Here is a 22,569-nt window from a genome sequence, read left to right as displayed (position 1 = left end):
ACGACAGCAGCTGCTCTCTCCGACCGGGCCGGCCCTGCGGGGCCTGAGGCCACCCGCGCCGTTCGGCACCGGTCCCCACGTGGGGAGGGACCGGAGCCGAACGGCACGGGTGCACCACCGCGCACCGTCGAGCGCCGAGGCACCTGGCGTGATGCGCTTGCGCGCCCTGAGCGTCGTATCGCCGTCGGGGCGCGCGCTGTGCCCCCGCGTGCGGCACCTGCGCGCCTTCAGCGCCGTATCCAGCCCGCCGTACGCGCTGCCTCGACCGCCTGTTCCTCCGCGTCGTCGGCCGCCGTGTTCAGCGCCGTGTCCCGGCCCGCCGCGGTCCCGCCTGCCGCCACCGCGGCCGTCCTGGACGCCGTGAGGGCGGCGCTCAGGGCCGCTGCCGCCTCGGGGCGGTCGTCCAGCGATCCGGCCACCTGCGCGGCCAGCGCGGCGGTGGCGGCGGCGTTGCGGGCGCAGCGGGCGTCCGCCGCCGGGTCGGGTGCGGTGTCCGCGAGGGCGGTGAGGGACTGGGCCGACAGCCGGAGCGCGTTCGCGGCCCGGCCGACCGGGCTCGTCGGTACGGGCTGGGCCGCGTCGGGGTCGACCCCCGCGTGGCGGCAGACGGCCAGTGCACGGGCGTATGCGCGGTGCGCACGCGCGGAGTGCAGCTTTCTGAGTAACTCCGCCGAGGGACCAGTCATCTTCGCCTCCTTGCTGCCGGGCGCGGGCAGGGTGCCATGCCGGCCGTGAAGAGGCCATAGGCGATGCGGGGCGCTTCGCTGGGAGGGCCGTGTGTGCCGTCGGTCGGCTGCGGGTTCGTCGTGGCTGGTCGCGCAGTTCCTCGCGCCCCTTTGGGGCGTTTGTGGGGCGCTCTTTTCGAGGAGGCCGGGGGTTTTGTCGGGAGTGTCGTGGGTCGGCTGCGGCTGGGTTGTGGCTGGTTGCGCGGTTCCTCGCGCCCCTTTGGGGGCGTGGGTGAGTCGCCCTTCTTGAGGGGGCAGCGTCGTGCCGTCGGTCGGCTGCGGCCGCCCCTTTGGGGCGTTTGTGGGGTGCTCCTTTCGAGAGGTCAGGGGCTTCTCGTGTTGCTAGGGGGTGAACAGGCCCAGTGCTGAGTCCAGGGACCAGGTCTGCCAGCACATCGCGAAGAGGCCGACCGCGGAGATCAGGGCCATCATCAGGTTCTGCCCCTGCTCCGCCCAGTCGTGGATCATGAGGGTCAGGTAGATCAGGTTGAGCAGGAACCCGGCCACCAGGGCGATCGGGGTGAGGAAGCCGAAGGCCAGGCCGAGGCCGAGGGCCAGCTCCGCGTACGCCACCACGTAGGCCATCAGCCGGGGACGTGGCGCGACGACGACGTCGAAGCCCCGCCGGACCACCGGCCAGCGGTGCTTCTCCGCGACACCGGCCGCCCACTGGATGCCCCCGCCGCCGAACCACTGCTTCTTGTCCTTGTGCCGCCAGCTCTCCAGCCACCACAGACCGAGCCCGATGCGGAGCACCGCGAACCATTCGGCACCGCTCAGCAAGGCTGATCTCATCCCGCACCCTCCCCGGATCCACCCACTCATCTGACGATCCGTCAGTTCAGCGGAACGCGGCGCGGGCCGCAAGAGGTCCGGCGGCTCTTGCTGGCACCGGCTCCTGGGCCTAGCCTGAAAGCCGAACCGAAATCTGATGGTCCGTCAGTTAATCGGGCATCCAAGCAGGCAGCAGGGGGTAGGCATGGCAGAGAACGCGACCGGCACCCAGGATCTGCCCAGGGTCGTCAGCGTGGACGACCACGTGATCGAGCCCGCGCACCTCTTCGAGAGGTGGCTGCCGGGCAAGTACCGCGACAAGGGCCCCAAGCCCTTCACGGCCGGCATCGGCGAACTCGCCTACGTCGGCGGCAAGTACCGCTTCACCACCGATCCCGAGGGTCAGATCACCGACTGGTGGGAGTACGAGGGCCTGCTCTTCCCGTACAAGCGGATCATCGCGGCCGTGGGCTTCTCCCGGGACGAGATGACGCTCGACGGCATCACCCGGGAGCAGATGCGGCGCGGCTGCTGGGACCCCAAGGCCCGCCTGGACGACATGGACATGAACCATGTGGAGGCCTCCCTCTGCTTCCCCACCTTCCCCCGTTTCTGTGGACAGACCTTCGCCGAGGCCGAGGACAAGGAGGTCGCGCTGGCCTGTGTCCGCGCCTACAACGACTGGATGGTCGAGGAGTGGTGCGGCGACAGCGGCGGCCGGCTGATCCCGCTGTGCCTGATCCCGCTGTGGGACATCGACCTGGCCGTCGCCGAGATCCGGCGCAACGCCGAGCGGGGTGTCCGCGCGGTCACCTTCAGCGAGATCCCCACCTATCTGGGCCTGCCGTCCATCCACTCCGGCTACTGGGACCCGTTCTTCGCGGTCTGCGAGGAGACCGGGACGGTCGTCAACATGCACATCGGCAGCAGCTCGCAGATGCCCGCCGCCTCCCCCGACGCCCCGCCCGCCGTACAGGCCTCGCTGAGCTTCAACAACGCCATGGCCTCGATGATGGACTTCCTCTTCTCCGGGGTGCTGGTGAAGTTCCCCCGGCTCAAACTGGCGTACAGCGAGGGCCAGATGGGCTGGATCCCCTACGCCCTGGAGCGCGCCGACGACGTCTGGGAGGAGCACCGTGCCTGGGGCGGGGTCAAGGACCTGGTCCCGGAGCCCCCGTCGACGTACTACTACCGGCAGATCTTCTGCTGCTTCTTCCGTGACAAGCACGGCATCGAGGCGATCGAGAGGGTCGGTGTGGACAACGCGACCTTCGAGACGGACTACCCGCACGTCGACTCGACCTGGCCGGAGACCAAGCGGGTCGCCCAGGAACACGTGGGCGGGCTGGCGCCGGAGGTGGCCTACAAGCTGCTGCGCGGGAACGCGATCCGGATGCTGGAGCTGCCCTTCACGTAACCCGGTTCGGCGGGGCGTCCGGTGGGCAGGGGAGTTCCCATGAAGGTCTCCGTCGACACCGATGTCTGTTATGGGTCGGGCGAGTGTGCCTTCCGGGCACCCGCCGTGTTCGGCTTCGAGGACGGGTACGGTTTCGTCCTGCCCGGACGGGAGGAGTCCGGGGACGACGAACTGATCCGGGACATCGCCGAACGCTGCCCGTCCCAGGCGATCCGGATCAACGGGAAAAGGGTCACTGACTAGCGGATGAGCAGCACCGGAACGGAACGCACCGGACCCACCGGACTCACCCGGCGCACCGGACTCACCGAACTTCTGGCCACCCTCGGCCGCGGCTATGTCCGGGGGTTCCCGGGTCCCTGGGGCAAGACCCTCGCCGCCCGCGCGCTCAACCCCTACCTGCGCGACCACCCGCGCCGGCGGGTCGTGGAGACGCGCTCCGGCGCCCGGTTCGCGGTCGACACCCAGGACCTCATCCAGCGCTACCTCTACCTCTTCGGGGTGTGGGAACCGCACATGACCCGCTGGCTGCGCGGCCGGCTGGCGCCGGGGGACTGCTTCGTCGACGTCGGTGCCAACATCGGCGTCTTCAGCGTCCTCGCCTCCCGGCTGGTCGGGGACCAGGGCCGGGTCGTGGCCGTCGAGGCCTCCCCCGTCTTCCACCGCCGCCTCGAACAGCAGAGCGCGCTCAACGGCTGCCGGAACATCCGGGCGGTCAACACCGCCGTCTCCGACGCCCACCGCACCCTGACCTTCGTGCTCGCCAGCTCCCGCAACACGGGCGCCAACAGCATCGTGCCGTGGGACGGTCCGGCCGAGTCGAGCTTCGACATCGAGGCCGTTCCGCTGCCCGAACTGCTGCGGCCTGAGGAGATCGAGACCGCGCGGGTCATCAAGATCGACGTGGAGGGCGCCGAGGGCGCGGTGGTGCGCGGGCTTGCCCCGCTGCTGGAGAAACTGCGCCCGGACGCCGAGATCACCGTCGAGGTCACCCCCGACCGCATGGCCCAGCTCGGCGATTCGGCGGACGACCTGCTGCGCACCATGACCGACGCCGGCTACCACGTCTACCGCCTCGCCAACAGCTACGCGGCCGACAGCTACCCCCGGGCACTGTACGGCGAGCCGGTGCCCCCGGTCCGCTGGGACGGACCGGTGACCGAGGAAAGCGACCTGGTGTTCTCACGGACCGACGCGGCGACGCTGTAGCCGGTCGACGGCCGGACACGTGAGCCTGTCGGTCGGGGGCCGCGCGCGTATGCCTGTTAGCCGCAGGCTGGACGTGGAGCCTGCAGCCGCAGGCCGGACGCGTACGCCTGTCAGCCGTAGGCCGGACATCTGCGCCTCCCACGCGACGGCCGGGCACGCGCGTCTTCCACTCGGCGGCCGCACGCGTGCGCCTTGCGGTCGGCCGCCGGACGCATGTGCCCTTCAGTCGGCCTAGTCGGCCTAGTCGGCCTAGTCGGCCTAGTCGGCCTAGTCGGCCTAGTCGGCTTAAGCGCTCCGCTGGAAGTGCCGCGATATGCCGTCAGTCGACTGCGGCGCCGTCGTGGCTGGTCGCGCGGTTCCTCCCCCAGCCTTCGGCCGGGGGTACCCCCAGCGCCCCAGGGCGTTGCCCCCGATAACCGGAGCGGACTTCGCCGGACCCGCTTGGTCGGCCTAGTCGGCCGTCGTCGTCGGGTACCGCCAGTCGAACTCCGCCAGTGCCCGTGCCCGCGCCGCCACGACCGTCATCCGGGCCTGCCGTTCGGCGGGGTCGGTGTGGGCGGGCTGCCCGGTGACCTGGCCCTCCCACTTGCGGTAGAGCAGCCCGGCCTCCGCCGTGAACCAGCCCCGGCTCACCGCGTTCAGCGCGAGCAGCAGCCCGGTGTCCTCGGAGGCCGGCAGCGCCATCCAGCCGCCCAGGCCGAGCAGCAGCTCACGGCGGACGAAGAGGCTCGCCGGGTGGACCTGGGCGAGGAAGCCGTTCGCCGTCCAGAAGTCGAGCACGGCTCCGCGCTCGACCGGCCCCTCCTCCGGGTCGCCGGGGAAACCCGCCGTGGAACCGTCGGGCAGCAGGTCGAGGACGCGGGAGGTGGCCCAGCCGATCTCCGGGCGGGCCTCCAGCACGGCCAGATCGCGGGCCAGCGCGCCCGGCGTGAGCTGGTCGTCGGCGTCGAGGATCCTGACGTACGGCCCCTCGGCCCGCGCCAGCGCGATGGTGCGGGCGACTCCGGGACCGCCGGTGCGGCCCTGCCGGAACGACACCCGGGCGTCGTCGGGGACGTACGGGCGGACCTCGTCGCCGTAGCCGTCCTCCTGGACCAGCCACTGCCACTCCCAGCCGTCCGGCAGTCGCTGCTCGCACAGCGACTTGTACGCCTCCGGCAGGAAACGGGCCGACGGCGCGTGGACCGCGGTGACGACGGTGACGACGGCGGCGCACCGGCTCACGGCGGCGCTCACCACCTTTCCAGGTGCGTGGTGAAGAGCAGTTCCGTGCGGTCGCCCGGAAGCGTGACGACGGAGATGTCCACGATGCGGTCGTGGATGTCGTACGACGTCTTGCGCAGCAGGATCACCGAGGTGCCGGCCGGCAGGTCCAGCTCCCGGGCCTCCTCGGGCGTCGGCGGCCGGGCGGTGAAGCGTTCCTCGACGCGGGCGACCTCGATGCCGACGGTGTGCAGCTGGTTCTGGGTGCCGCCCGGCCAGGGCTCCCTGGTCTCGTCCAGAAGCGCCGGGTTCGCCGCGATCATGTCCCGGACGAGATAGGAGCTCACCAGGCTGAAGGGGGCGGGCTCGGCCGAGTACCGGGTCCGGTAGGTGCGTTCCAGGAGCACGGTGCCCTCCGGTACCCCGAACGCGTCGGCGAGGTCGCTGGGCGCGATCAGCTCGCGGTAGCGGGCGAAGAAGATCAGGTCGTCGAGGGTCAGCCCGGTCTCGTGCTCGGTCGCGCCCGTCGCGGCCCGGGTGGCCTCCGGCATCCTGGCGCGGTCCTTCTCCCACTGGTGCCGGGTGTTGTCACGGATCGCGCGGGTGCGGGGCCGGCGCACGAAGGTGCCGCTGCCGTGCCGCTTGTCGATCAGACCCTCCGCGCTCAGCAGCCGCAGCGCGTTCTGGATCGTGGGCACGCTCCGGCCATGGTGCCGGGCCAGCTCCGCCTCGGAGGGCAGCTGTGCACCGGGCTTGAGTTCGCCGTTCCTGATGGAGCGGCGGAGGTCGTCGGCGATCTCCTCGTACGCCTTGGGCACGGGTTCAGCCTACGACTCCTCAAGAGGAGTTGAAGAGTCGAGTGCCCCGCCGACGAGGCCCCACCGACGAGCCCGGACATGCGAAGACCCGCGGCCGGTTCCCGGTCGCGGGTCTTTTCGCAGTAGGCGCTGGTACGTACGCAAGTCGCCCTTGCGCCGTTGCGTCTGAGCCGTCTGGGGAGGGTCAGCAGTCGAGGGGGGCCGCGGGGGGTTCGGCCGGGTTGTCCTCCGACTCGGTCGTGTCCAGGGGCCGCTGGCGGCAGCCGGGGGTCTTGCCGTGGGCCTCGGCCCGGATGCGCTGCTTCATCGTGGGGGGCAGGGACCTGGCCTGGGACCAGAGCCAGTGGGTCTGTGCCGGGATCATCACCCGGCCGGCCGGGCTGTGGTCGTCGCCGGGGTTGCTGTTGCTGGGGGTCTCGGTCTGCGGTACCGCGGTGGCGGTGGCGGCGGAGACGAGTCCGAGCGCCGTGCACAGCGCGAGGAAGGCGGTGACGAAGGCGGTCCACAACTTCATGACCTTGGCGTTCCGAGCCATGGCCCCTCACTTTCGGGTTGGGCGATTTGCGTACTTTCCTCATGATGTGTATGGGGATCGGGAAGTGGGGGACGTCGACCTGCGGCGCGGCGATGTTCTGATGAACACCACCCGGATGGAGGCGTGAGGGCCGAAAAATCAGAAGAAAGGCCCCTGAATGGGGGCGAGAGGGGCAAAGTAACCGTCCGTGGAGGTGTGATCACCCTCCGATCGGAACGGCCCGGCCTTCTGCAACTCCTCGTGCAACACCTTGTGGTGGGCCGGAGTTGGGGCCGGATGCCAGGTCACCGATCGATATCGGTCGGTGTGTATAGTCGGGCGCCAGAGGTCCCCTACGTCAAGGAAGAGACGAGGTCGCGCGGTGAAGAAGCTTCTCCTGGTCGCACTGGCCGCCATCGGCGGGCTCCTCGTGTACCGCCAGATCCAGGCGGATCGCGCCGAGCAGGATCTGTGGACGGAGGCGACTGACTCCGTGCCCACGGGTTCGTGAGTACCGACAACGAACGACACTGAGACCCCGGCCGCCTCGCGGTCGGGGTTTTGCGTTGTCCGGGGGCGCAGGGGTGCCGGGGCGCGAGGCGGGGCGTTTCGGACGGTCGTACAAATCGCCGGGTGGCGCGGGGGCGTGCGCGGCAGTATGGGGCCGGTCCGGGACTTCGACGGCTGACGAGCGACGGCTGGGGGCGCGCGTGATACGGCGGTGGCGTACGGCGGCGGAACGGCGGGGGATCGGCAGGACGGCCGCCGTCGCCCTGACAGCACTGCTGACAGCACTGCTGACGGCACTGCTGCCGGCCTCTCCGGTTGCGGCGGACGGCGGCAGCGGCTACGCCTTCGCCCCGGGCGCCCGCACGATCACCGGAGCGACGGGCACCGCGGCCGCCGTACCACTGGAGCCCGGCACGACCTACCGCAGCACCCTGCCGGACAAGGGCCGGGTGTACTTCCGCCTCGAACTCACCGCCGGCAGCACGGCCTACGTCCCCGTCACCGCCGTCCCGCCGGCCGACGCCACCGTGTCCGCGAGCGACGGCATCGGAGTCTCGGTCGAGGACGCCAACGGTGTCTCCTGCGGCTACGACGGCGCCCGCTTCGGCGCCGGACTGAGCCCCCGGCCGGTCACGGCGCTGGGGCGGCGCGACGCGGGCAAGGCGCTGTGCCAGGACGCGGGCACCTACTACGTCGTCGTCGAGCGGCTCGCGTCCGGCTCGGGGACCACGTCCCCGGGCAGCTGGGACCTGGAGATCGCCCCCGTCACCGAACCGGGCCTGGCCGGGGCCGGCGCCACCACCGCCCCCGAGACCTGGAACTCCGCGTCCCCCGAGCCGCTCACCGACGACCCCGAGCTCCGCACCGCGGGCGCCGGCTTCACCACGGCCCGCACCCTCGTCACGGGCGTGTGGCAGACCGGCATCACCCCGGGCCAGACCCTCTACTACGCGGTCCCGGTCGGCTGGGGACAGCAACTGCACGCCACCGTCGACCTGGGCAGCACCAGCGGTGACACCCACGGCTACGTCAGCGCCGCGCTCAACCTCTCCCTCTACAACCCCGTCCGCGGCTACGTCGACGACATCTCCCTCGGCTACGACGGCACCCAGAAGTCGTCCTCCCTCGATCCCCTGCCACCCGTGGCGTACGCCAACCGGTACGCCGTCTCCGGCGAGGAGAACTCCGTCCGCTTCGCCGGCGCCTACTACCTCGTCGTCCACCTCACCGGGCAGACCGCGGACACGTTCGGGAAGGGGCCGTACGACGTGACACTCCGCGTCCGCGTCGACGGCACCCCGAACTCCGGCCCCCGTTACGCCGGTTCGCCCGTCCCGAAGAACGTCTTCGACCCGCCGTCGGACCAGGGCGGCGGCCTGGCCGCCGCCGCGGCCGGCGACGACGACACGGCCATGCGGGTGCTCGCGGCCGGCGGGATCGGAACGGGTACGGCCCTGCTCCTCGTCCTGGGCGTGTGGACGCTGACCGCCCGTCGCGCTCAGATCCGGGTCAACGCCCAGAAACCCACGGCGTAGCAGGCCAGCGCGAGCAGCAGGATGGGCACGGCGGCCTTCGCGGGCGGCCCGGGCCGGGACACCCGGCGCCGGCGCCTGCCGTGGGTACGCACGGCAGGCGGCGAAGCCTGCGGCGCGGGCTGCGGGTCGCGCGCGGTGTAGGTGGCCGTGGTGGTGGTGTCGGCATGCGGCTGGGCCGGGGGGAGGGGTTGTGCGGGGAGCCAGGGGGTGCGGGGCTGCGGGACGGGGGAAGCGTCCGGGAGTTGTGCCTGTGCCTGTGGTTGTGGCTGCTGGTGGGCATACGGCGGGTACGGCGGTGTCGGCTGCGGCGGCTCCGCGTGCGGGGTGGGAGGTACCGGTGTCTGGGGCGGCGGGAGCCGGAAGCTGCCGGTTTCGGACATGCCGGCCGGGGCCGAGGGCGCGCCGGTGGGTCCGGTGGAGGTGACCGGGGGAGCGTCCGCGTGACCTGCCGGGGCTCCGGCCGCCGAGTCGGGATCCGTGCCGGTCGCGGTACCGGAAGCGCCCTTCGGCGCTGTACCGAAAGCGGCCTCCGGCGTCGTACCGAAGGCGGCCTGCCGTGCCACGCCGGATGCGGCTTCCGATGCTGTACCGGGGGCGGTCTCCTGCGCCGCGCCGTAAGCCGGCGGGGCGGCCGACTCTGACTCCGCTTCGCTTCCCGTCGCCGTGCCCGATTCCGGACCTGGCCCTGTCCCCGCGCCTGTCCCTGTCACCGCGGCCGTACCCGGGGCAGCCCCCGAACCCGCGGCCGCCTCCGTCGTACCCTCGGCGGCCCTTGATCCCGTCGCCGTCGTCCCAGCCGCGCCCGTCGTCCCGGTCGTCCCGGTCGCGCCCCGCGCCGAATCGATTCCCGATGCCACTCGCAGCGGGCCCTCGGGTCCGAACCCCGAGGGCAGTGGTCCCAGTTGGTCGAAGATCTCGATCAACTCGTCGTCGATGCCCGGCTCGGGGAGGAGTTCCCTGGCCTGGGCGAGGGCCTTGCGGGCGCCCGTGGCCGTGCGGAAGCGGGACAGGGGGTTGGGCTGGAGAAGGGTGGCGACGACCTGCCAGAGGGGGTCGGGGATGCCCTTGGGGGCTCCCGGGGTGCCGTGTTCGGCGAAGTACTGGACGAGGGCCTTGGCGTCGGGCTTGGCGCCTTCCAGGAGGAACAGGGCGACCAGGCCGACGGCGAACAGGTCGGCCGCGAAGTCTGGCTCAGCGCCCAGGAGTTGCTCGGGGGCGATGTAACCCGGCGTGCCGACCACGAGGTTGGTCTCGGTCAGCCGGGCCTCGCCGAACCGCATGGCGATGCCGAAGTCGGACAGACGCAGGCGCGGACGGGCCGTGCCGCTGGCCTCCAGCAGGATGTTCGCGGGCTTGATGTCCCGGTGGACCACGCCCTCGGCGTGCACCGCGGCGAGGCCGGAGAGCAGCTGGTCGAGGAGCGTGCAGACGAAGGCGGGGGGCAGGGGACCGTAGTCCCCGACGAGGTGGACCAGCGAGCCGCCGGCGACCAGGTCCATCGTGAACAGGACTTTGTCGTCGTCGGCGGCCCAGCTGGCCGGAGCCAGGACATGGGGATGGTCGATGCGCAGCGCCTGCTCCCGCACGAAGCGCAGTAGCGCGTGGGCGTCGCTCTGCTGGAGCACCTTGGCGGCCACATAGCGCTTGCGCCGGTGGTCCCAGGCACGCCAGACGGCGCCCACGCCGCCATGACCGATCGGGTCGGCCAGTTCGTACCGGCCTGCGAAGACCTCACCCATGACTGCCCGTAGCCCTCCCCCTCTGGTCCCCCCTGCCACACCCCCCCTTGCTTCCCCCGGATGAGCGATACGACCCCTCTCGCGTGACCCCCTCGTCCAGGGCCGGGCCCCGCCCGGTTCACCGGACCCCCTCCGGTGTACCGGGCCGTGACTCAGCTCTGGTGCGACTGGTAGTGCGTGACCGCGTCCGAGGTGCGGCCGGCACCGTAGACCCGGAGGAACTCCGCAAGCTCCGGATGGGTCGGAGCCAGCGTGTCCGCCGCGTCGATGATGTCACCGGCGGCGGCCACCGAACGCAGCAGCGACTGGATCTCGCGGACCACCCGCTTGACCGTGGGCGCTCCCGAACCGCTCGTCGTCTGCGTGGTGTTGCTGAGCACCGAGCCCCCCTGGGACTTCTTGATCTCGTCCATCCGCTCGGTCGCCTCGGCCGCGCTCACGCTGCCGTCCGCGACCTGCGCCGCCAGGTCCTGGAGCAGCTGCACCCGCTGGACCACGGCCGGGTTGCCGATCTTCGCCCGCTGTCCGCTCATCAGCTGCGACAGCATGGGTGCGGACAGTCCGAGGACCGCCGCGAGACGTGCCTGGTTGAGCCCCAGGTCGTCGATGAGCTTACGGAAGAGCGCCCCCAACGGCTCTCCGTACCAGTTCCGCTGCAGCTCCCGCGCTCTGGCGGTGGCTTCCTGCTGTGCGGCGTCCATTGCGTCTCCCCATCGCTTCCCCAAAAAATCCACGGTTCGCTACAGCGAACCTCGTCGAGCATCTTACGGAGCGTGGTCATCCGGGGGGACCCCCAATCTTTTTGTGAGGTACGGGGGGTGAACCGGTAGTCTGGTCCCCGGCACCGACCAGCGGACCTTTCGCTCGGCCGGCCGCTTCCCGTACGGGGCCTTAGCTCAGTTGGTAGAGCGCCGTCTTTGCATGGCGGATGTCAGGGGTTCGACTCCCCTAGGCTCCACAGCATCTGACCCCTCTGAACTGCGGAAACGCAGTTCGGAGGGGTCTTTTTGTCCCGGTTTTCCGGCAGGGTCTCGGTGTGGAGTTCCCGCCTGGAGCGTGGGTTCAGAGGGCCGATGCCCGGACGGCGATCCGCGCGCACCATATGTGCCGGGGCGGCTACGTCACGTGAGCGACCGCGTCCTCGCGCCCCCGCTGTGCGTCCTGGTCGGGCGCCGGAGGCCGGGGTCTATTTCCGGTGTTCCGGCGTGAGCGGCGGCACTCGATATCCCCTGGCTCGTCGCTCGTCACCTGTCGGTGTGCGGGGATATCGCGGGCAGTTCGACGATGACGCGCATCCCGCCGTCGGCGCGGGGGGTGAGGGTGAGCGTCCCGTCGTGGGCGCGGGTGATGGTCTTGACGATGGCCAGGCCGAGGCCGACGCCCGCGTGGTCGGTGCGTACGCGTTCGGTGCCGCGCTGGAACGGCTCGGTAAGTGTCGAGGCCAGCTGGGGGGTGATCCTTCGGCCGGTGTTTTCCACGGTGAGCACCACGGTCCTGGGGCGCACGCCGGTATCGACCCACACGGTGCCCTGCGCGGGCAGGTTGTGGACGATCGCGTTGTGCACGAGGTTCGTGGTCAGCTGGAGCAGCAGCGCCGGCGATCCGGTCGTGGGGGTGATCTCGCCGGAGGTCTCGATGGTGACGCCGTTCTTCTCCGCGAAAGAGAGGAGCGTTTCGGTGGCCTCTTCCGCCATGAGGGACAGATCGACGCGTTCTCGGGTGAAGGACCGTTGGCCGGCACGGCTGAGCAGGAGCAGTGCCTCGGTGAGGTCGATCGCTCTGGTGTTGACGGCGTGCAGGCGGTCGATGATTTCGCCGGTGGCGTGGTTCGGACCGGTGCGGGCGACGTCGAGAAGTGTCTTCGAGATCGCCAGCGGGGTGCGCAGTTCGTGAGAGGCGTTGGCTGCGAATCTCTGCTGTTCGGCGATGTGCGCTTCGAGCCGCGCGAGCATCGTGTCGAAGGCGTCGGCGAGTTCACGGAACTCGTCCTCGCGGCCCGGCAGCCGGATCCGGTGGGAAAGTGATCCGTCCGTGGCCAGCCGGGTGGCGTCCGTGATGCGGGTCAGGGGAGCGAGCATCCGGCCGGCGAGGATCCACCCTCCCACGAGACCGAACACCAGCAGGAACGTCAGTACGGCGATGGCCGTCGGGGCGAAGGTGCGCACGACGGCCAAGCGGTAGTCGGGCTCGAAGATGAGCCCCGGGTGGGGCACACGGTTCAGGAACACCCACACCGCCGCCAGCAGCAGGGCGCCGGCCACCATGACGAACCCGGCATAGCTGAGGGTGAGTTTGAGGCGAGCGCTCGGACCAGGGGCTCTATCCACGGTCCCCCTCCTCGTGCCCGGCCTCCGGCCGGGTGTCGATGCGGTAGCCGACGCCGGGCACGGTGGCGATGACCCAGGGCTCGCCAAGACGCTTGCGGAGCGCCGAGACGGTGATGCGCACGGCGTTGGTGAACGGGTCGGCGTTCTCGTCCCACGCGCGTTCCAGTAGTTCTTCGGCGCTGACGACACCGCCTTCGGCAGCGACGAGGACTTCGAGGACCGCGAACTGCTTCCTGGTCAACGCGACGTAGCGGCCGTCCCGGTAGACCTCTCTGCGGAACGGGTCAAGACGCAGACCCGCGATGTCCCTTACGGGCGGCCGGTGATGGGCACGCCTGCGGTCAAGTGCCCTGAGTCTGAGCACGAGTTCCTGGAGTTCGAACGGTTTCGTGAGGTAGTCGTCGGCGCCGAGTTCGAAACCGGAGGCCTTGTCGTCGAGCCGGTCGGCCGCGGTGAGCATGAGGATCGGCATGCCGCTTCCGGAGGCGACGATGCGTGTGGCGATCTCGTCCCCGGAAGGTCCGGGGATGTCGCGGTCGAGGACGGCGATGTCGTAGCGGTTGATGCCCAGCAGTTCCAGAGCGGTGTCGCCGTCACCCGCGATGTCCGCCGCGATCGCTGCCAGGCGCAGGCCGTCGCGGATGGCCTCGGCCAGAAAGGGCTCGTCCTCGACAACCAGCACACGCATGCCCTTGATGCTAAGAGTCGGTACATATCGTCGGCGTATCGAAAACCGCATACGTGCCGGGAACACCGCACTGCCTTGACTGGCGGCACGACGTCAGAGACGGCCGGCTTTCGCCGGAGTGATCAAGGACAGACGATGACGCAGATCGACCCGGCGAACCCAGTGGACCCGGCGAACCCGGGGGACGCGGCGGACACAGCGGACACAGCGGCGAGCGGGCAGGACGGCCCCGGCCGCCCGGCCACCGTGTCCGTCACCCGGCACGCGGGCATCCGCCAGGACACCAGCGCCAGAGCCTGGCAGGCGGTCATCCGCGGGGACACCGGCGCCAGAGCCTGGCGGGCGGCCATCCGCCAGGACACCGGCGCCGGGACCTGGCGCACGCGCATCCGGCGGGCGATCCGTAGCGGCACCCGACCCGGGCCCTGGAAGCGTGGCCCGGTGCTCGCGGCGCTGGCGCTGCTCCTCGGCCTGCTCATGCTGCTGCACGCCGAGATCCCGAACCGGATCGGGCACCTCGGCAGCCTGGTGGAGACCCTCCTGCCATGGTTCGGCCTGTTCGTCCCTGTGCTGCTGGCCGGGGCCCTGTGGCGGCGCTCCGCCGCCGCGACGGCCGCGCTGCTACTGCCGGTCACGGTGTGGCTGAACCTCTTCGGCGGGCTGCTCGGCGACAAGTCCCACCCGGGCAGTGACCTCGTCGTGGTCAGCCACAACGTCGACGCCGGCAACCCCGACCCGGCCGGCACCGCCCGTGACCTGGCCGCCTCCGGTGCGGACGTGCTGGCCCTGGAGGAGCTGACCAAGCAGGCCACGGGCATGTACGAGAAGGGGCTGGCGAAGGCATACCGGTACCACACGGTGCAGGGCACGGTCGGGCTGTGGAGCAGGCTGCCGCTGTCGGACACCCGGCCGGTCGACGTCAAGATGGACGCGGGGCCGCTGGCGGACACCAAGCCGGCCGACGTCAAGATGGGCTACAACCGGGGCCTGCGGACCACGGTGGCCACGGATCACGGGCCGCTGGCGGTGTACGTGGTCCACCTGGGGTCCGTACGGGTGGTTCCCGGTACGGGCTTTTCGACGGCCCAGCGGGACGCCGGCGCGCAGGCCGTCGCCGCGGCCGTCGCCGCCGACCGGAACGCGCGGGTGGTCCTGCTCGGCGACCTGAACGGCACGCTGGACGACCGCGCGTTCGCCGGCCTCACCGGGCAGCTGCGCTCCGTCCAGGACATGGCCGGCGACGGCTTCGGCTTCAGTTGGCCGGCGAAGTTCCCGGTGGCGCGGATCGACCAGATCCTCGTCCGCGGCGTGCGGCCGCGGAGTTCGTGGGTACTTCCCGCCACCGGCAGCGACCACCTGCCGATGGCAGCCGGAATCAGCTGGTGAACACACGTGCGGCCGGCTTCTTCCGAGGCGCCCGACAAATCCCCTCCGACCTGCGCATACGCAGATCAGAGGGGGTCCTTGTTTCACGTGAAACGCGCTGGGTTCAGCGCTTCTTGTCGTCGCGGGACGCCTGCTCCTCCGCCTCCTTGGCCTGGACCTCGGGGTGCAGCGGAGAACTGCCGTCCACCGAACCGAGACGGCCCGAATCCGGAACCTCCGTGGCCGCGGGAGGCTCGACCAGCCAGTCCGGGTTGGCCTGCTTGTCCCACCACTTCCACGCGACGAAGGCGGCACCCGCCAGCACACCGAACACGGCGAACGCCTTGAACGCACGGCCGTACGCAGAACGCCGCTCGTTCCTGCGCGCCAGCTTCTCGATCTCCGCGGCCGAGACATTGCCACGCAGCGCGGCCAGCGCGGCGGCACCCCGCGCCGAGGCCTCATCACGGACCGGCCCGGCCGCCGCCACGGCCTGCTCGATCCTGGGACGTGAATAGTCGGCGGCCTGCCGGGCCGCCTTACGGGTCAGATCGGCGGCGTCGTGCGCAGCCTGGTCCACCATCGGCGGCACATGCGTCCGCGCCTGCTCCAGACGCGGCACGAGACGGGCGTCGTACTGGACGCGGGCCTGTTCAGCGGCCTGCGACACTACGGGCGCGAGCCGTACGCGTGCCTCCTGCGCGTAGTACGCGGCACGCTCCTTGGCCGTGTCGGCGTAGGGCGCCACCACTTCCGCTGCGTGCCGCACGCTGTCCTTCGCCGAGCTGGTCGCAGCGCGCACGCTCTCTTTGCGGGTCACGGGTTTCCTCCTCCTCGGTGGCGTACGGTATTTCGACTATCCACCCTTTTAGGGATCATGCCTGTCCCCGGGCCAAGCGGCGCGCGAGGACGGGCATACGGGTGCAACCAGAACTAAGAGGGGCTTGTCGACGACAATGCCACGGATCGGCGCCCAGCGCTCCGCCTCGGCGGGGATCTGAGGACTCCGCCGGGTTTCTGCAAGCGATTCGTTCTGAGGACTCCGCCGGGTTTCCGCAAGCGATTCGTGAGGATCCGTGCCAGGAGGCCGCAGGCGGGCCACCGGGCCGCCGTACCGTGCGAGGATCGTGGCGGGCAAACCCAGCACCGGGTAACACCCGAGCACACGAGAGCACAACGGAAGGCGGACCGTGGCCGAGCAGCTCTACGCCACCCTGAAGACCAGCCTCGGCGACATCGAGATCCGGCTCTTCCCGAACCACGCGCCGAAGACCGTCAAGAACTTCGTCGAACTGGCGCAGGGCGAGCGTGAGTGGACCCACCCGGCCACCGGCACGGTCTCCACCGACCCGATCTACGATGGCACCGTCTTCCACCGGGTGATCAGCGGCTTCATGATCCAGGGCGGCGACCCGGTCGGCACCGGCATCGGCGGCCCCGGCTACAAGTTCGAGGACGAGTTCCACCCCGACCTCCGCTTCGACCGCCCCTACCTGCTGGCCATGGCCAATGCCGGCCCCCGCACCAACGGCTCCCAGTTCTTCATCACGGTCAACCCCGCGCCCCACCTCAACCGCAAGCACACCATCTTCGGCGAGGTCGTCGACGCGGACAGCCAGAAGATCGTGGACAAGATCGCCTCCGTCACCGTCAGCGGACCGAACAAGCGCCCCGAGAACGACGTCGTCGTCGAGACGGTCGTCGTCGAGAAGCGCGCGAGCTGATCCGGCAGAGGGAGACGCCCCGAGGGAAGCGCCCAAAAGGAGGCGCCCGAAGGGAACCAAACGCCCCGCTCGTCCGTAAGGATGTGCGGGGCAGAGCATTGCCCACGACGAGCGAGGGGACCCCATGGAGGACCAGGCGGCAGGCAGCGCGCAGGACGCTCACAGCCTGCCCATGTGCTACCGGCACCCGGACCGGGAGACGGGCGTGCGCTGCACCCGCTGCGAACGCCCCATCTGCCCCGAGTGCATGGTCAGCGCCTCTGTGGGATTCCAGTGCCCCGAGTGCGTCCGCGGCACCACCACAGGCCAGAGCGGCCCGCCCCCGGCCGACACCCGCCCACGCACCATCGCCGGCGGCACCGTCACCGCCGACCCACGGCTGCTCACCAAGATCCTGATCGGCGTCAACATCGCCGTCTTCCTGGTCCAGCTCTCCGTCGGAGACAGCTTCACCAACCGCTTCGATCTGATCGGCCAGGCCTGGTTCCCGCAGTACGGCGACATCGAAGGCGTCGCACAGGGCCAGTACTACCGGCTGCTCACCGCGATGTTCCTGCATGACAGCTCGAACCCCATGCACATCGCGTTCAACATGCTCAGCCTGTGGTGGATCGGCGGCCCCCTGGAGACCGCCCTCGGGCGCGCCCGGTACATCACGCTCTACTTCGTCTCCGGCCTGGCCGGCAGCGCCTTCACCTACCTGCTCGCCGCCCAGAACCAGCCCTCGCTCGGTGCCTCCGGCGCGATCTTCGGCCTCTTCGGCGCGACCGCGGTACTCATCCGCCGGCTCAACTACGACATGCGGCCGATCATCGCCCTGCTGGTCATCAACCTCATCTTCACCTTCAGCGGCGGAATCGCCTGGCAGGCCCATATCGGCGGACTGGTCGCCGGTGTCGTCACCGGGTACGCGATGGTGCACGCCCCGCGCGAGCGGCGGAACCTCATCCAGTACGGCACCTGCGCGCTGGTCCTGGTGGCGGCGCTCGTCCTGACGGTCGTCAGGACCGCCCAGCTCACCTGACCCGGGCTCGCCCGGCGCCCTGTTCGCCTGTTCACGGCGGCTCGCCGCACCGATACCGAACCGTTGTCCACAGTCGGTGGCGGATCTTGTGCATAGCGTTCCCGCACAACTGCGCCCCCTGTCACTCACCTGCGTTCGCGCAGGTCAGGCAGGGGGCGAACAGCCTTGCGGCGGGCGTTGTGGTAGTCGTACCGGCGTCAACGCCCGATGGGTTATCCACAGATCGTCGTCTTTTCCCCAGGAGGGTGTGGACAGCGGATCAGGCCTGTGGATAACTCAGCGAACAGCCCTGGGCAGAGCTACTTCCACTGTGTGGAGACGCCGAAGCCGGCCGCGATGAAGCCGAAGCCCACGACGATGTTCCAGTTGTCGAGGCTGTCGATGGGCAGCGAACCGTCGGTCACATAGAAGACGACGATCCAGGCCAGTCCGATGAGGAACATGGCCAGCATGACCGGTGCGACCCAGCCGCGACTGTTCAGTTTGAGGGTGGTCGCCTGCTTCGCCGGGGGCGGCGTGTAGTCGGCCTTCTTGCGGATACGTGACTTCGGCACGAGGGTCTCTCCTGTCGATGCGCTGCGTGGCCGCGCAGGTAACTGGGTCGGGCTCGGAGCAGCGTACAAGGGGACAGTAAGGGCGCACTGACCGCTCCCCCGGGCGTCCGTTAGCGTAGTGCTTCCGCGGCGCCGAAGGAGATAAGGGTACGTTGAGCAATTCTGCCGACTCCAACGCGACCGGATCAACGGGTGCGGACCCGGTCCGCAAGGATGGCTTCCGTCCGGTGCGGATTCTGACCGTCGCCGTCTTCGCGCTGGCCGGTCTTCTCTTCTTCACCAGCTTCAACACGGCCAAGGGCACCGACATCCGCTCGGACGACAATCTGCTGAAGCTGTCCGACCTGATCCAGGAGCGCAGCCGCAAGAACAAGGAGCTGGACGAGTCCAACGCGGGCTCGCGCGAGCAGAACGAGAAGCTGGCCGAGCGCGACGACGGCTCCAGCAAGGCCGACGACGACGAGATCTCCGGGCTGGAGAAGGCCGCGGGGACCCAGAAGCTCACCGGCGACGCGATCACCGTCACGCTGAACGACGCCCCGCCGAACGCCACGGCCAAGCTTCCCGGCTACCCCGAGCCGCAGCCCGACTACCTGGTCATCCACCAGCAGGATCTGCAGGCCGTGGTGAACGCGCTGTGGCAGGGCGGCGCCCAGGGCATCAAGGTCATGGACCAGCGGCTGATCTCCACCAGCGCCGTGCGCTGTGTCGGCAACACCCTGATCCTCCAGGGCCGGGTGTACTCACCGCCGTACAAGATCCAGGCGGTGGGGGACCCGGCGAAGATGCAGCAGGCGCTGGCGGGCTCCGAGGCGATCCAGAACTACATGGTGTACGTCAACGTGTACGGCCTCGGCTGGAAAGTCACCGAGGACGGGACGGTGACTCTGCCGGGCTACTCGGGCACAGTGGATCTGCACTACGCGAAGCCTGTGGGGTAAGCAGCTCGTCGTCTTCTGGAGCCGCCGGTGCGCGTGATCGTCAGAACCGTCAGCGAGCTCTGCATCACCCTCGGTACGCTCACAGTCCTCTTCGTCGTGTATGTGCTGTTCTGGACCGGTGTGAAGGCCGACGGCGTGATGCATGACCAGATCGACCAGTTACAGCGCCAGTGGTCGGACAGCGCCACGGTGCACCCCACTGCCAAGGCGTCCGCCGCCCCTGCCGAGCCGGCCGCGTACCACTACGGCAGGCCTTTCGCGATCATGTACATCCCTCGGTTCGGTTTCACGTGGAACAAACCGGTGCTGGAGGGCACCGGCACCGATGTGCTGAAGAAGGGCCTCGCCCACTACGCCCGTACCGCCCGGCTGGGCCAGGAGGGCAACTTCGCGGTCGCCGGCCATCGGCGCACGTACGGCGACCCGTTCCTGGACTTCCCGAAGCTGCGCAGGGGCGATGCGATCGTGCTGACGGACGGTACGACCTGGTTCACGTACCGGATCGACAAAGGCCCCTACAAAACAGTTCCGACGGACGTTGAAGTGATCGACCCTGTGCCACGTAAGTCGGGGTATACGCGTCCAGGCCGCTATCTCACGCTGACCACGTGCGATCCGGAATGGGGGCACAGTCATCGGCTGATCGTCTGGGCGCATCTGGACTCCACACAGCCTGTGGAGGCAGGCAAACCCAAGGCGCTGCGCCGTTAGTCTGGTGCAGTACGGCGGGATTCTGGTGCCGTGGTGGAACGGAAGGGACGGCATGTACGGCTGGATCTGGCGGCATCTGCCGGGCAGTGCGTGGGTGAGGGCGTTGATCGCACTCGTGCTGGTCCTGGCCGTGGTCTATGTCCTCTTCCAGTACGTCTTCCCCTGGGCCGAACCACTGCTGCCCTTCAACGATGTGACGGTGGACAACCAGTGAGCGCACGGATTCTCGTCGTCGACAACTACGACAGCTTCGTCTTCAACCTGGTCCAGTACCTGTACCAGCTGGGCGCCGAGTGTGAGGTGCTGCGCAACGACGAGGTGTCGACGGCGCACGCCCAGGACGGCTTCGACGGTGTTCTGCTGTCGCCCGGGCCCGGCACGCCGGAGGAGGCGGGCGTGTGCGTGGACATGGTCCGCCACTGCGCCTCGACCGGGGTGCCCGTCTTCGGTGTCTGCCTCGGCATGCAGTCGATGCAGGTGGCGTACGGCGGTGTGGTGGACCGGGCGCCGGAGCTGCTGCACGGTAAGACGTCGCTGGTCGAGCACGAGGGCAGGGGGGTCTTCGCCGGGCTGCCGAGCCCGTTCACCGCGACCCGTTATCACTCGCTCGCCGCCGAGCCGGCCACCGTGCCGGCGGAGCTGGAGGTCACGGCCCGCACCCACGACGGGATCATCATGGGCCTCAGGCACCGTGAACTCCCGGTCGAGGGAGTGCAGTTCCATCCCGAGTCGGTGCTGACCGAGCACGGGCACCGGATGCTGGCCAACTGGCTGGTGGCGTGCGGTGACCAGGGGGCCGTGGCGAGGTCGGCGGGGCTCGCCCCGGTGGTGGGCAGGGCCACGGCGTGACCGCCCTGCGCCCCGAGCGCGAGACCGATACCTCGTACGGGGGTCAGTCGTACGGGGGATCGAGTGCGCTCGGGGAGACGGCGTATCTGCCGCCGGTCGACGAGGAGACCGTGGCGCTGCGGATCCCCGATCCGCCGCCTATATCGGCTTCTGCGGGCACGGCAGCCTCTTCTGCCCCTGGACTCCCAGGCGGCGGCCGTGCGGCCCGCAGAAAGGCAGCCAAGCGGCGCGGTGGCCGTCATGGCGGCGCGTCGGAGGCGGCGCCGTCGGAGAACAGCCCGTCGGGGCGGCCGCTCTCCCGGGTCGAGGCCCGTCGGCAGGCGCGGTTGCGCAAGCCGAGCCCGGCTGTCATGGCGAGCCGGGCGATAGGCGAGGTGTTCATCACCACCGGTGTGCTGATGCTGCTGTTCGTCACCTACCAGCTGTGGTGGACGAACGTCCGTGCCCATGCCCAGGCGGGCAAGGAGACCAGCAGCCTCCAGCAGGACTGGGCGAGCGGCAAGCGGGCCCCGGGTGTCTTCGAGCCGGGTCAGGGTTTCGCCATCCTGCACATCCCCAAGCTGGATGTGGAGGCGCCGATCGCCGAGGGCGTCAGCAACAAGAAGGTTCTCGACAAGGGCATGGTCGGCCACTACGGCGAGGGTGTGCTGAAGACCGCGATGCCGCAGGACAAGACCGGCAACTTCGGCCTCGCCGCGCACCGCAACACGCACGGTGAGCCGTTCCGGTACATCAACAGGCTGGTTGCCGGTGACTCGGTCGTCGTCGAGACACAGGACGAGTACTTCGTGTACAAGGTGACGTCGATGCTGCCGGTGACGTCGCCGAGCAACGTGAGTGTGCTGAACCCGATTCCGAAGGGTTCGGGTTTCACCAAGGCGGGCCGGTACATCACCCTGACCACCTGCACACCGGAGTTCACCAGCAAGTACCGGTTGATCGTGTGGGGCAAGATGGTCGAGGAACGCCCGCGCAGCAAGGGCAAGCCAGACGCGCTCGTCGAGTAAGGGCAGAGGCAGAGGAACAGTGGCAGCGACCGCCGACGACACCGAAGAGCAGACCGACGCGCCGGACGGGGCGCCCGCGCCAGGCCGTCGGCCGATCGGCCCGATCGCGATGGCGGTCAGCGTCTTCGGCGAACTCCTCATCACGGCGGGCCTGGTGCTGGGCCTGTTCGTCGTCTACTCGCTGTGGTGGACGAACGTCGTCGCGGACCGCAAGGCGGACCGGGAGGGCGACAAGGTCCGTGACACCTGGGCCCAGCAGGACACCGGCCCGGGTGCGCTGAACACGAAGAACGGCATCGGCTTCCTGCACGTGCCGTCCATGAAGAACGGCGAGGTGCTGGTCGAGAAGGGCACGTCGACGGACGTCCTGAACGACGGGGTGGCCGGCTACTACACCGACCCGGCCAAGGCCACGCTCCCCACCACCGGCAAGACCGGCAACTTCACCCTCGCCGCCCACCGCGACGGCCACGGCGCGAAGTTCCACAACATCGACAAGGTGAAGGTCGGTGACCCGGTCGTCTTCGAGACGCGGGACGACTGGTACGTCTACAAGGTCTACGACATCCTCCCGGAGACCTCGAAGTACAACGTCAAGGTCCTCTCCCAGGTCCCCAAGGAGTCCGGCAAGACCAAGCCGGGCCACTACATCACCCTGACGACCTGCACACCGGTGTACACAAGCCGGTACCGGTACGTGGTGTGGGGCGAGTTGGTCCGCGTGCAGAAGGTGGACAGCGAGCGGACTCCGCCGAAGGAGCTGAGCTGACTGAGCTCCTTGCAGGAGCTCGGTCACCTAGCATGGCGGAGGCCCGAAGCCGCAACTTGCTCTTGCGACTTCGGGCCTCTGTGTGTCGCGTCCCGCCTACTCCAGAACCTTCAGCGGTTCGCCGGCACTCCAGTCCTCCAGCGCCCCGCGGTGTACGGCGGTGATC

General features: G+C 69.8%; 25 protein-coding genes and 1 tRNA gene. 15 read left to right on the top strand and 11 right to left on the bottom strand.

Annotated elements, in window-relative coordinates; all coding sequences use genetic code 11:
* Positions 1-227 precede the first annotated feature (227 nt).
* Together ACZ5K7_RS16880 and ACZ5K7_RS16875 are read right to left on the bottom strand one after the other, a co-directional pair.
* Positions 228-686: a hypothetical protein gene (locus tag ACZ5K7_RS16880; RefSeq protein WP_468914223.1), complete on the bottom strand. Its 459-nt coding sequence runs from the start codon at positions 684-686 to the stop codon at positions 228-230.
* Between the two features lie 381 nt (positions 687-1,067).
* Complete coding sequence (locus ACZ5K7_RS16875) at positions 1,068-1,520, bottom strand: DoxX family protein (RefSeq protein WP_468914221.1); 453 nt, start codon at positions 1,518-1,520, stop codon at positions 1,068-1,070.
* A gap of 184 nt (positions 1,521-1,704) precedes the next feature.
* Between ACZ5K7_RS16875 and ACZ5K7_RS16870 the strand changes: the two genes are divergently transcribed.
* Genes ACZ5K7_RS16870 through ACZ5K7_RS16860 form a run of 3 tightly spaced genes read left to right on the top strand, consistent with a single transcriptional unit; the run spans position 1,705 to position 4,125 of the window.
* Positions 1,705-2,916, top strand: coding sequence for an amidohydrolase family protein (locus ACZ5K7_RS16870; RefSeq protein WP_351695895.1), 1,212 nt, complete (start codon positions 1,705-1,707; stop codon positions 2,914-2,916).
* Between the two features lie 39 nt (positions 2,917-2,955).
* Entirely contained in the window at positions 2,956-3,159 is a 204-nt protein-coding gene (locus tag ACZ5K7_RS16865) for a ferredoxin (protein ID WP_450971832.1), read from the top strand.
* A 3-nt stretch (positions 3,160-3,162) separates the two neighbouring features.
* Positions 3,163-4,125 (top strand): FkbM family methyltransferase, encoded by a 963-nt coding sequence (locus ACZ5K7_RS16860; RefSeq protein ID WP_468914216.1) that lies wholly within the window; start codon positions 3,163-3,165, stop codon positions 4,123-4,125.
* Positions 4,126-4,575: 450 nt separating this feature from the next.
* On the opposite strand, the gene ACZ5K7_RS16855 is transcribed toward ACZ5K7_RS16860, so the two are convergent.
* From ACZ5K7_RS16855 to ACZ5K7_RS16845, 3 genes are all read right to left on the bottom strand, one after another.
* The gene (locus tag ACZ5K7_RS16855; protein ID WP_468914213.1) at positions 4,576-5,361 is read right to left on the bottom strand and encodes a glycosyltransferase family 2 protein; all 786 of its coding nucleotides are present in this window, start codon (positions 5,359-5,361) and stop codon (positions 4,576-4,578) included.
* Entirely contained in the window at positions 5,358-6,146 is a 789-nt protein-coding gene (locus tag ACZ5K7_RS16850; RefSeq protein ID WP_468914210.1) for a GntR family transcriptional regulator, read from the bottom strand. The genes ACZ5K7_RS16855 and ACZ5K7_RS16850 overlap by 4 nt, the downstream gene beginning before the upstream one ends.
* Before the next feature lie 184 nt (positions 6,147-6,330).
* Positions 6,331-6,681, bottom strand: a complete 351-nt coding sequence (locus tag ACZ5K7_RS16845; RefSeq protein WP_351695909.1) for a DUF6344 domain-containing protein — start codon at positions 6,679-6,681, stop codon at positions 6,331-6,333.
* Between the two features lie 361 nt (positions 6,682-7,042).
* Between ACZ5K7_RS16845 and ACZ5K7_RS16840 the strand changes: the two genes are divergently transcribed.
* A complete protein-coding gene (locus tag ACZ5K7_RS16840; RefSeq protein WP_003999697.1) occupies positions 7,043-7,171 on the top strand; it encodes a DLW-39 family protein in 129 nt (42 codons plus the stop codon).
* A gap of 199 nt (positions 7,172-7,370) precedes the next feature.
* Positions 7,371-8,705 carry a hypothetical protein gene (locus ACZ5K7_RS16835; RefSeq protein WP_468914207.1) on the top strand — a complete coding sequence of 445 codons (1,335 nt, stop codon included), beginning with the start codon at positions 7,371-7,373 and terminating at the stop codon, positions 8,703-8,705.
* On the opposite strand, the gene ACZ5K7_RS16830 is transcribed toward ACZ5K7_RS16835, so the two are convergent.
* Together ACZ5K7_RS16830 and ACZ5K7_RS16825 are read right to left on the bottom strand one after the other, a co-directional pair.
* Entirely contained in the window at positions 8,669-10,444 is a 1,776-nt protein-coding gene (locus tag ACZ5K7_RS16830; RefSeq protein ID WP_468914204.1) for a serine/threonine-protein kinase, read from the bottom strand. The genes ACZ5K7_RS16835 and ACZ5K7_RS16830 overlap by 37 nt on opposite strands.
* A 152-nt stretch (positions 10,445-10,596) precedes the next feature.
* Complete coding sequence (locus tag ACZ5K7_RS16825) at positions 10,597-11,145, bottom strand: helix-turn-helix domain-containing protein (protein ID WP_046727633.1); 549 nt, start codon at positions 11,143-11,145, stop codon at positions 10,597-10,599.
* A 184-nt stretch (positions 11,146-11,329) separates the two neighbouring features.
* On the opposite strand from ACZ5K7_RS16825, the gene ACZ5K7_RS16820 reads away from it, so the two are divergent.
* Positions 11,330-11,402, top strand: a tRNA-Ala gene (locus ACZ5K7_RS16820).
* 286 nt (positions 11,403-11,688) lie between these two features.
* Here ACZ5K7_RS16820 and ACZ5K7_RS16815 read toward each other — a convergent pair.
* Both ACZ5K7_RS16815 and ACZ5K7_RS16810 read right to left on the bottom strand, forming a co-directional pair.
* Entirely contained in the window at positions 11,689-12,771 is a 1,083-nt protein-coding gene (locus ACZ5K7_RS16815; RefSeq protein ID WP_468914202.1) for a sensor histidine kinase, read from the bottom strand.
* Entirely contained in the window at positions 12,764-13,459 is a 696-nt protein-coding gene (locus ACZ5K7_RS16810) for a response regulator transcription factor (protein ID WP_351695918.1), read from the bottom strand. Before ACZ5K7_RS16810 ends, ACZ5K7_RS16815 begins: the two co-directional genes overlap by 8 nt.
* Positions 13,460-13,858: 399 nt before the next feature.
* On the opposite strand from ACZ5K7_RS16810, the gene ACZ5K7_RS16805 reads away from it, so the two are divergent.
* On the top strand, positions 13,859-14,845 hold the full coding sequence (locus tag ACZ5K7_RS16805; protein WP_468914503.1) for an endonuclease/exonuclease/phosphatase family protein: 987 nt from the start codon (positions 13,859-13,861) through the stop codon (positions 14,843-14,845).
* A 103-nt stretch (positions 14,846-14,948) separates the two neighbouring features.
* Here the strand turns inward: ACZ5K7_RS16805 and ACZ5K7_RS16800 are convergent, their stop codons facing one another.
* Positions 14,949-15,644 carry a DUF5324 family protein gene (locus ACZ5K7_RS16800; RefSeq protein ID WP_351695922.1) on the bottom strand — a complete coding sequence of 232 codons (696 nt, stop codon included), beginning with the start codon at positions 15,642-15,644 and terminating at the stop codon, positions 14,949-14,951.
* A 370-nt stretch (positions 15,645-16,014) separates the two neighbouring features.
* On the opposite strand from ACZ5K7_RS16800, the gene ACZ5K7_RS16795 reads away from it, so the two are divergent.
* Together ACZ5K7_RS16795 and ACZ5K7_RS16790 are read left to right on the top strand one after the other, a co-directional pair.
* On the top strand, positions 16,015-16,548 hold the full coding sequence (locus tag ACZ5K7_RS16795; RefSeq protein ID WP_351695924.1) for a peptidylprolyl isomerase: 534 nt from the start codon (positions 16,015-16,017) through the stop codon (positions 16,546-16,548).
* Positions 16,549-16,672: 124 nt separating this feature from the next.
* Positions 16,673-17,572, top strand: a complete 900-nt coding sequence (locus ACZ5K7_RS16790; RefSeq protein ID WP_351695926.1) for a rhomboid family intramembrane serine protease — start codon at positions 16,673-16,675, stop codon at positions 17,570-17,572.
* Between the two features lie 299 nt (positions 17,573-17,871).
* Here the strand turns inward: ACZ5K7_RS16790 and crgA are convergent, their stop codons facing one another.
* Complete coding sequence (crgA, locus tag ACZ5K7_RS16785) at positions 17,872-18,126, bottom strand: cell division protein CrgA (protein WP_351695929.1); 255 nt, start codon at positions 18,124-18,126, stop codon at positions 17,872-17,874.
* Positions 18,127-18,278: 152 nt separating this feature from the next.
* Between crgA and ACZ5K7_RS16780 the strand changes: the two genes are divergently transcribed.
* Genes ACZ5K7_RS16780 through ACZ5K7_RS16755 form a run of 6 tightly spaced genes read left to right on the top strand, consistent with a single transcriptional unit; the run spans position 18,279 to position 22,403 of the window.
* Complete coding sequence (locus tag ACZ5K7_RS16780; protein ID WP_468914196.1) at positions 18,279-19,067, top strand: DUF881 domain-containing protein; 789 nt, start codon at positions 18,279-18,281, stop codon at positions 19,065-19,067.
* 27 nt (positions 19,068-19,094) lie between these two features.
* Complete coding sequence (locus ACZ5K7_RS16775) at positions 19,095-19,778, top strand: class E sortase (RefSeq protein ID WP_468914193.1); 684 nt, start codon at positions 19,095-19,097, stop codon at positions 19,776-19,778.
* A 52-nt stretch (positions 19,779-19,830) separates the two neighbouring features.
* Complete coding sequence (locus ACZ5K7_RS16770; RefSeq protein WP_351695935.1) at positions 19,831-19,992, top strand: hypothetical protein; 162 nt, start codon at positions 19,831-19,833, stop codon at positions 19,990-19,992.
* Positions 19,989-20,627, top strand: coding sequence for an aminodeoxychorismate/anthranilate synthase component II (locus ACZ5K7_RS16765; RefSeq protein ID WP_351695937.1), 639 nt, complete (start codon positions 19,989-19,991; stop codon positions 20,625-20,627). Before ACZ5K7_RS16770 ends, ACZ5K7_RS16765 begins: the two co-directional genes overlap by 4 nt.
* Entirely contained in the window at positions 20,624-21,634 is a 1,011-nt protein-coding gene (locus tag ACZ5K7_RS16760; RefSeq protein WP_351695940.1) for a class E sortase, read from the top strand. Before ACZ5K7_RS16765 ends, ACZ5K7_RS16760 begins: the two co-directional genes overlap by 4 nt.
* Positions 21,635-21,653: 19 nt before the next feature.
* Positions 21,654-22,403, top strand: a complete 750-nt coding sequence (locus tag ACZ5K7_RS16755) for a class E sortase (RefSeq protein ID WP_351695942.1) — start codon at positions 21,654-21,656, stop codon at positions 22,401-22,403.
* Positions 22,404-22,569: the final 166 nt, after the last annotated feature.

Source organism: Streptomyces sp. NPDC031497, from assembly GCF_055580905.1.
Note: the sequence above shows the minus strand (reverse complement) of the source record. Positions and strands in the feature narration are given on the sequence as shown.

Bases quoted from the DNA above. Each gene is read 5' to 3' on its own strand.
- ACZ5K7_RS16860 (WP_468914216.1), top strand. From the start codon at position 3,163: ATGAGCAGCACCGGAACGGAACGCACCGGACCCACCGGACTCACCCGG.
- ACZ5K7_RS16830 (WP_468914204.1), bottom strand. From the start codon at position 10,444: ATGGGTGAGGTCTTCGCAGGCCGGTACGAACTGGCCGACCCGATCGGT.
- ACZ5K7_RS16870 (WP_351695895.1), top strand. From the start codon at position 1,705: ATGGCAGAGAACGCGACCGGCACCCAGGATCTGCCCAGGGTCGTCAGC.
- ACZ5K7_RS16865 (WP_450971832.1), top strand. From the start codon at position 2,956: ATGAAGGTCTCCGTCGACACCGATGTCTGTTATGGGTCGGGCGAGTGT.
- ACZ5K7_RS16825 (WP_046727633.1), bottom strand. From the start codon at position 11,145: ATGGACGCCGCACAGCAGGAAGCCACCGCCAGAGCGCGGGAGCTGCAG.
- ACZ5K7_RS16845 (WP_351695909.1), bottom strand. From the start codon at position 6,681: ATGGCTCGGAACGCCAAGGTCATGAAGTTGTGGACCGCCTTCGTCACC.
- ACZ5K7_RS16810 (WP_351695918.1), bottom strand. From the start codon at position 13,459: ATGCGTGTGCTGGTTGTCGAGGACGAGCCCTTTCTGGCCGAGGCCATC.
- ACZ5K7_RS16880 (WP_468914223.1), bottom strand. From the start codon at position 686: ATGACTGGTCCCTCGGCGGAGTTACTCAGAAAGCTGCACTCCGCGCGT.
- ACZ5K7_RS16875 (WP_468914221.1), bottom strand. From the start codon at position 1,520: ATGAGATCAGCCTTGCTGAGCGGTGCCGAATGGTTCGCGGTGCTCCGC.
- ACZ5K7_RS16790 (WP_351695926.1), top strand. From the start codon at position 16,673: ATGGAGGACCAGGCGGCAGGCAGCGCGCAGGACGCTCACAGCCTGCCC.
- ACZ5K7_RS16770 (WP_351695935.1), top strand. From the start codon at position 19,831: ATGTACGGCTGGATCTGGCGGCATCTGCCGGGCAGTGCGTGGGTGAGG.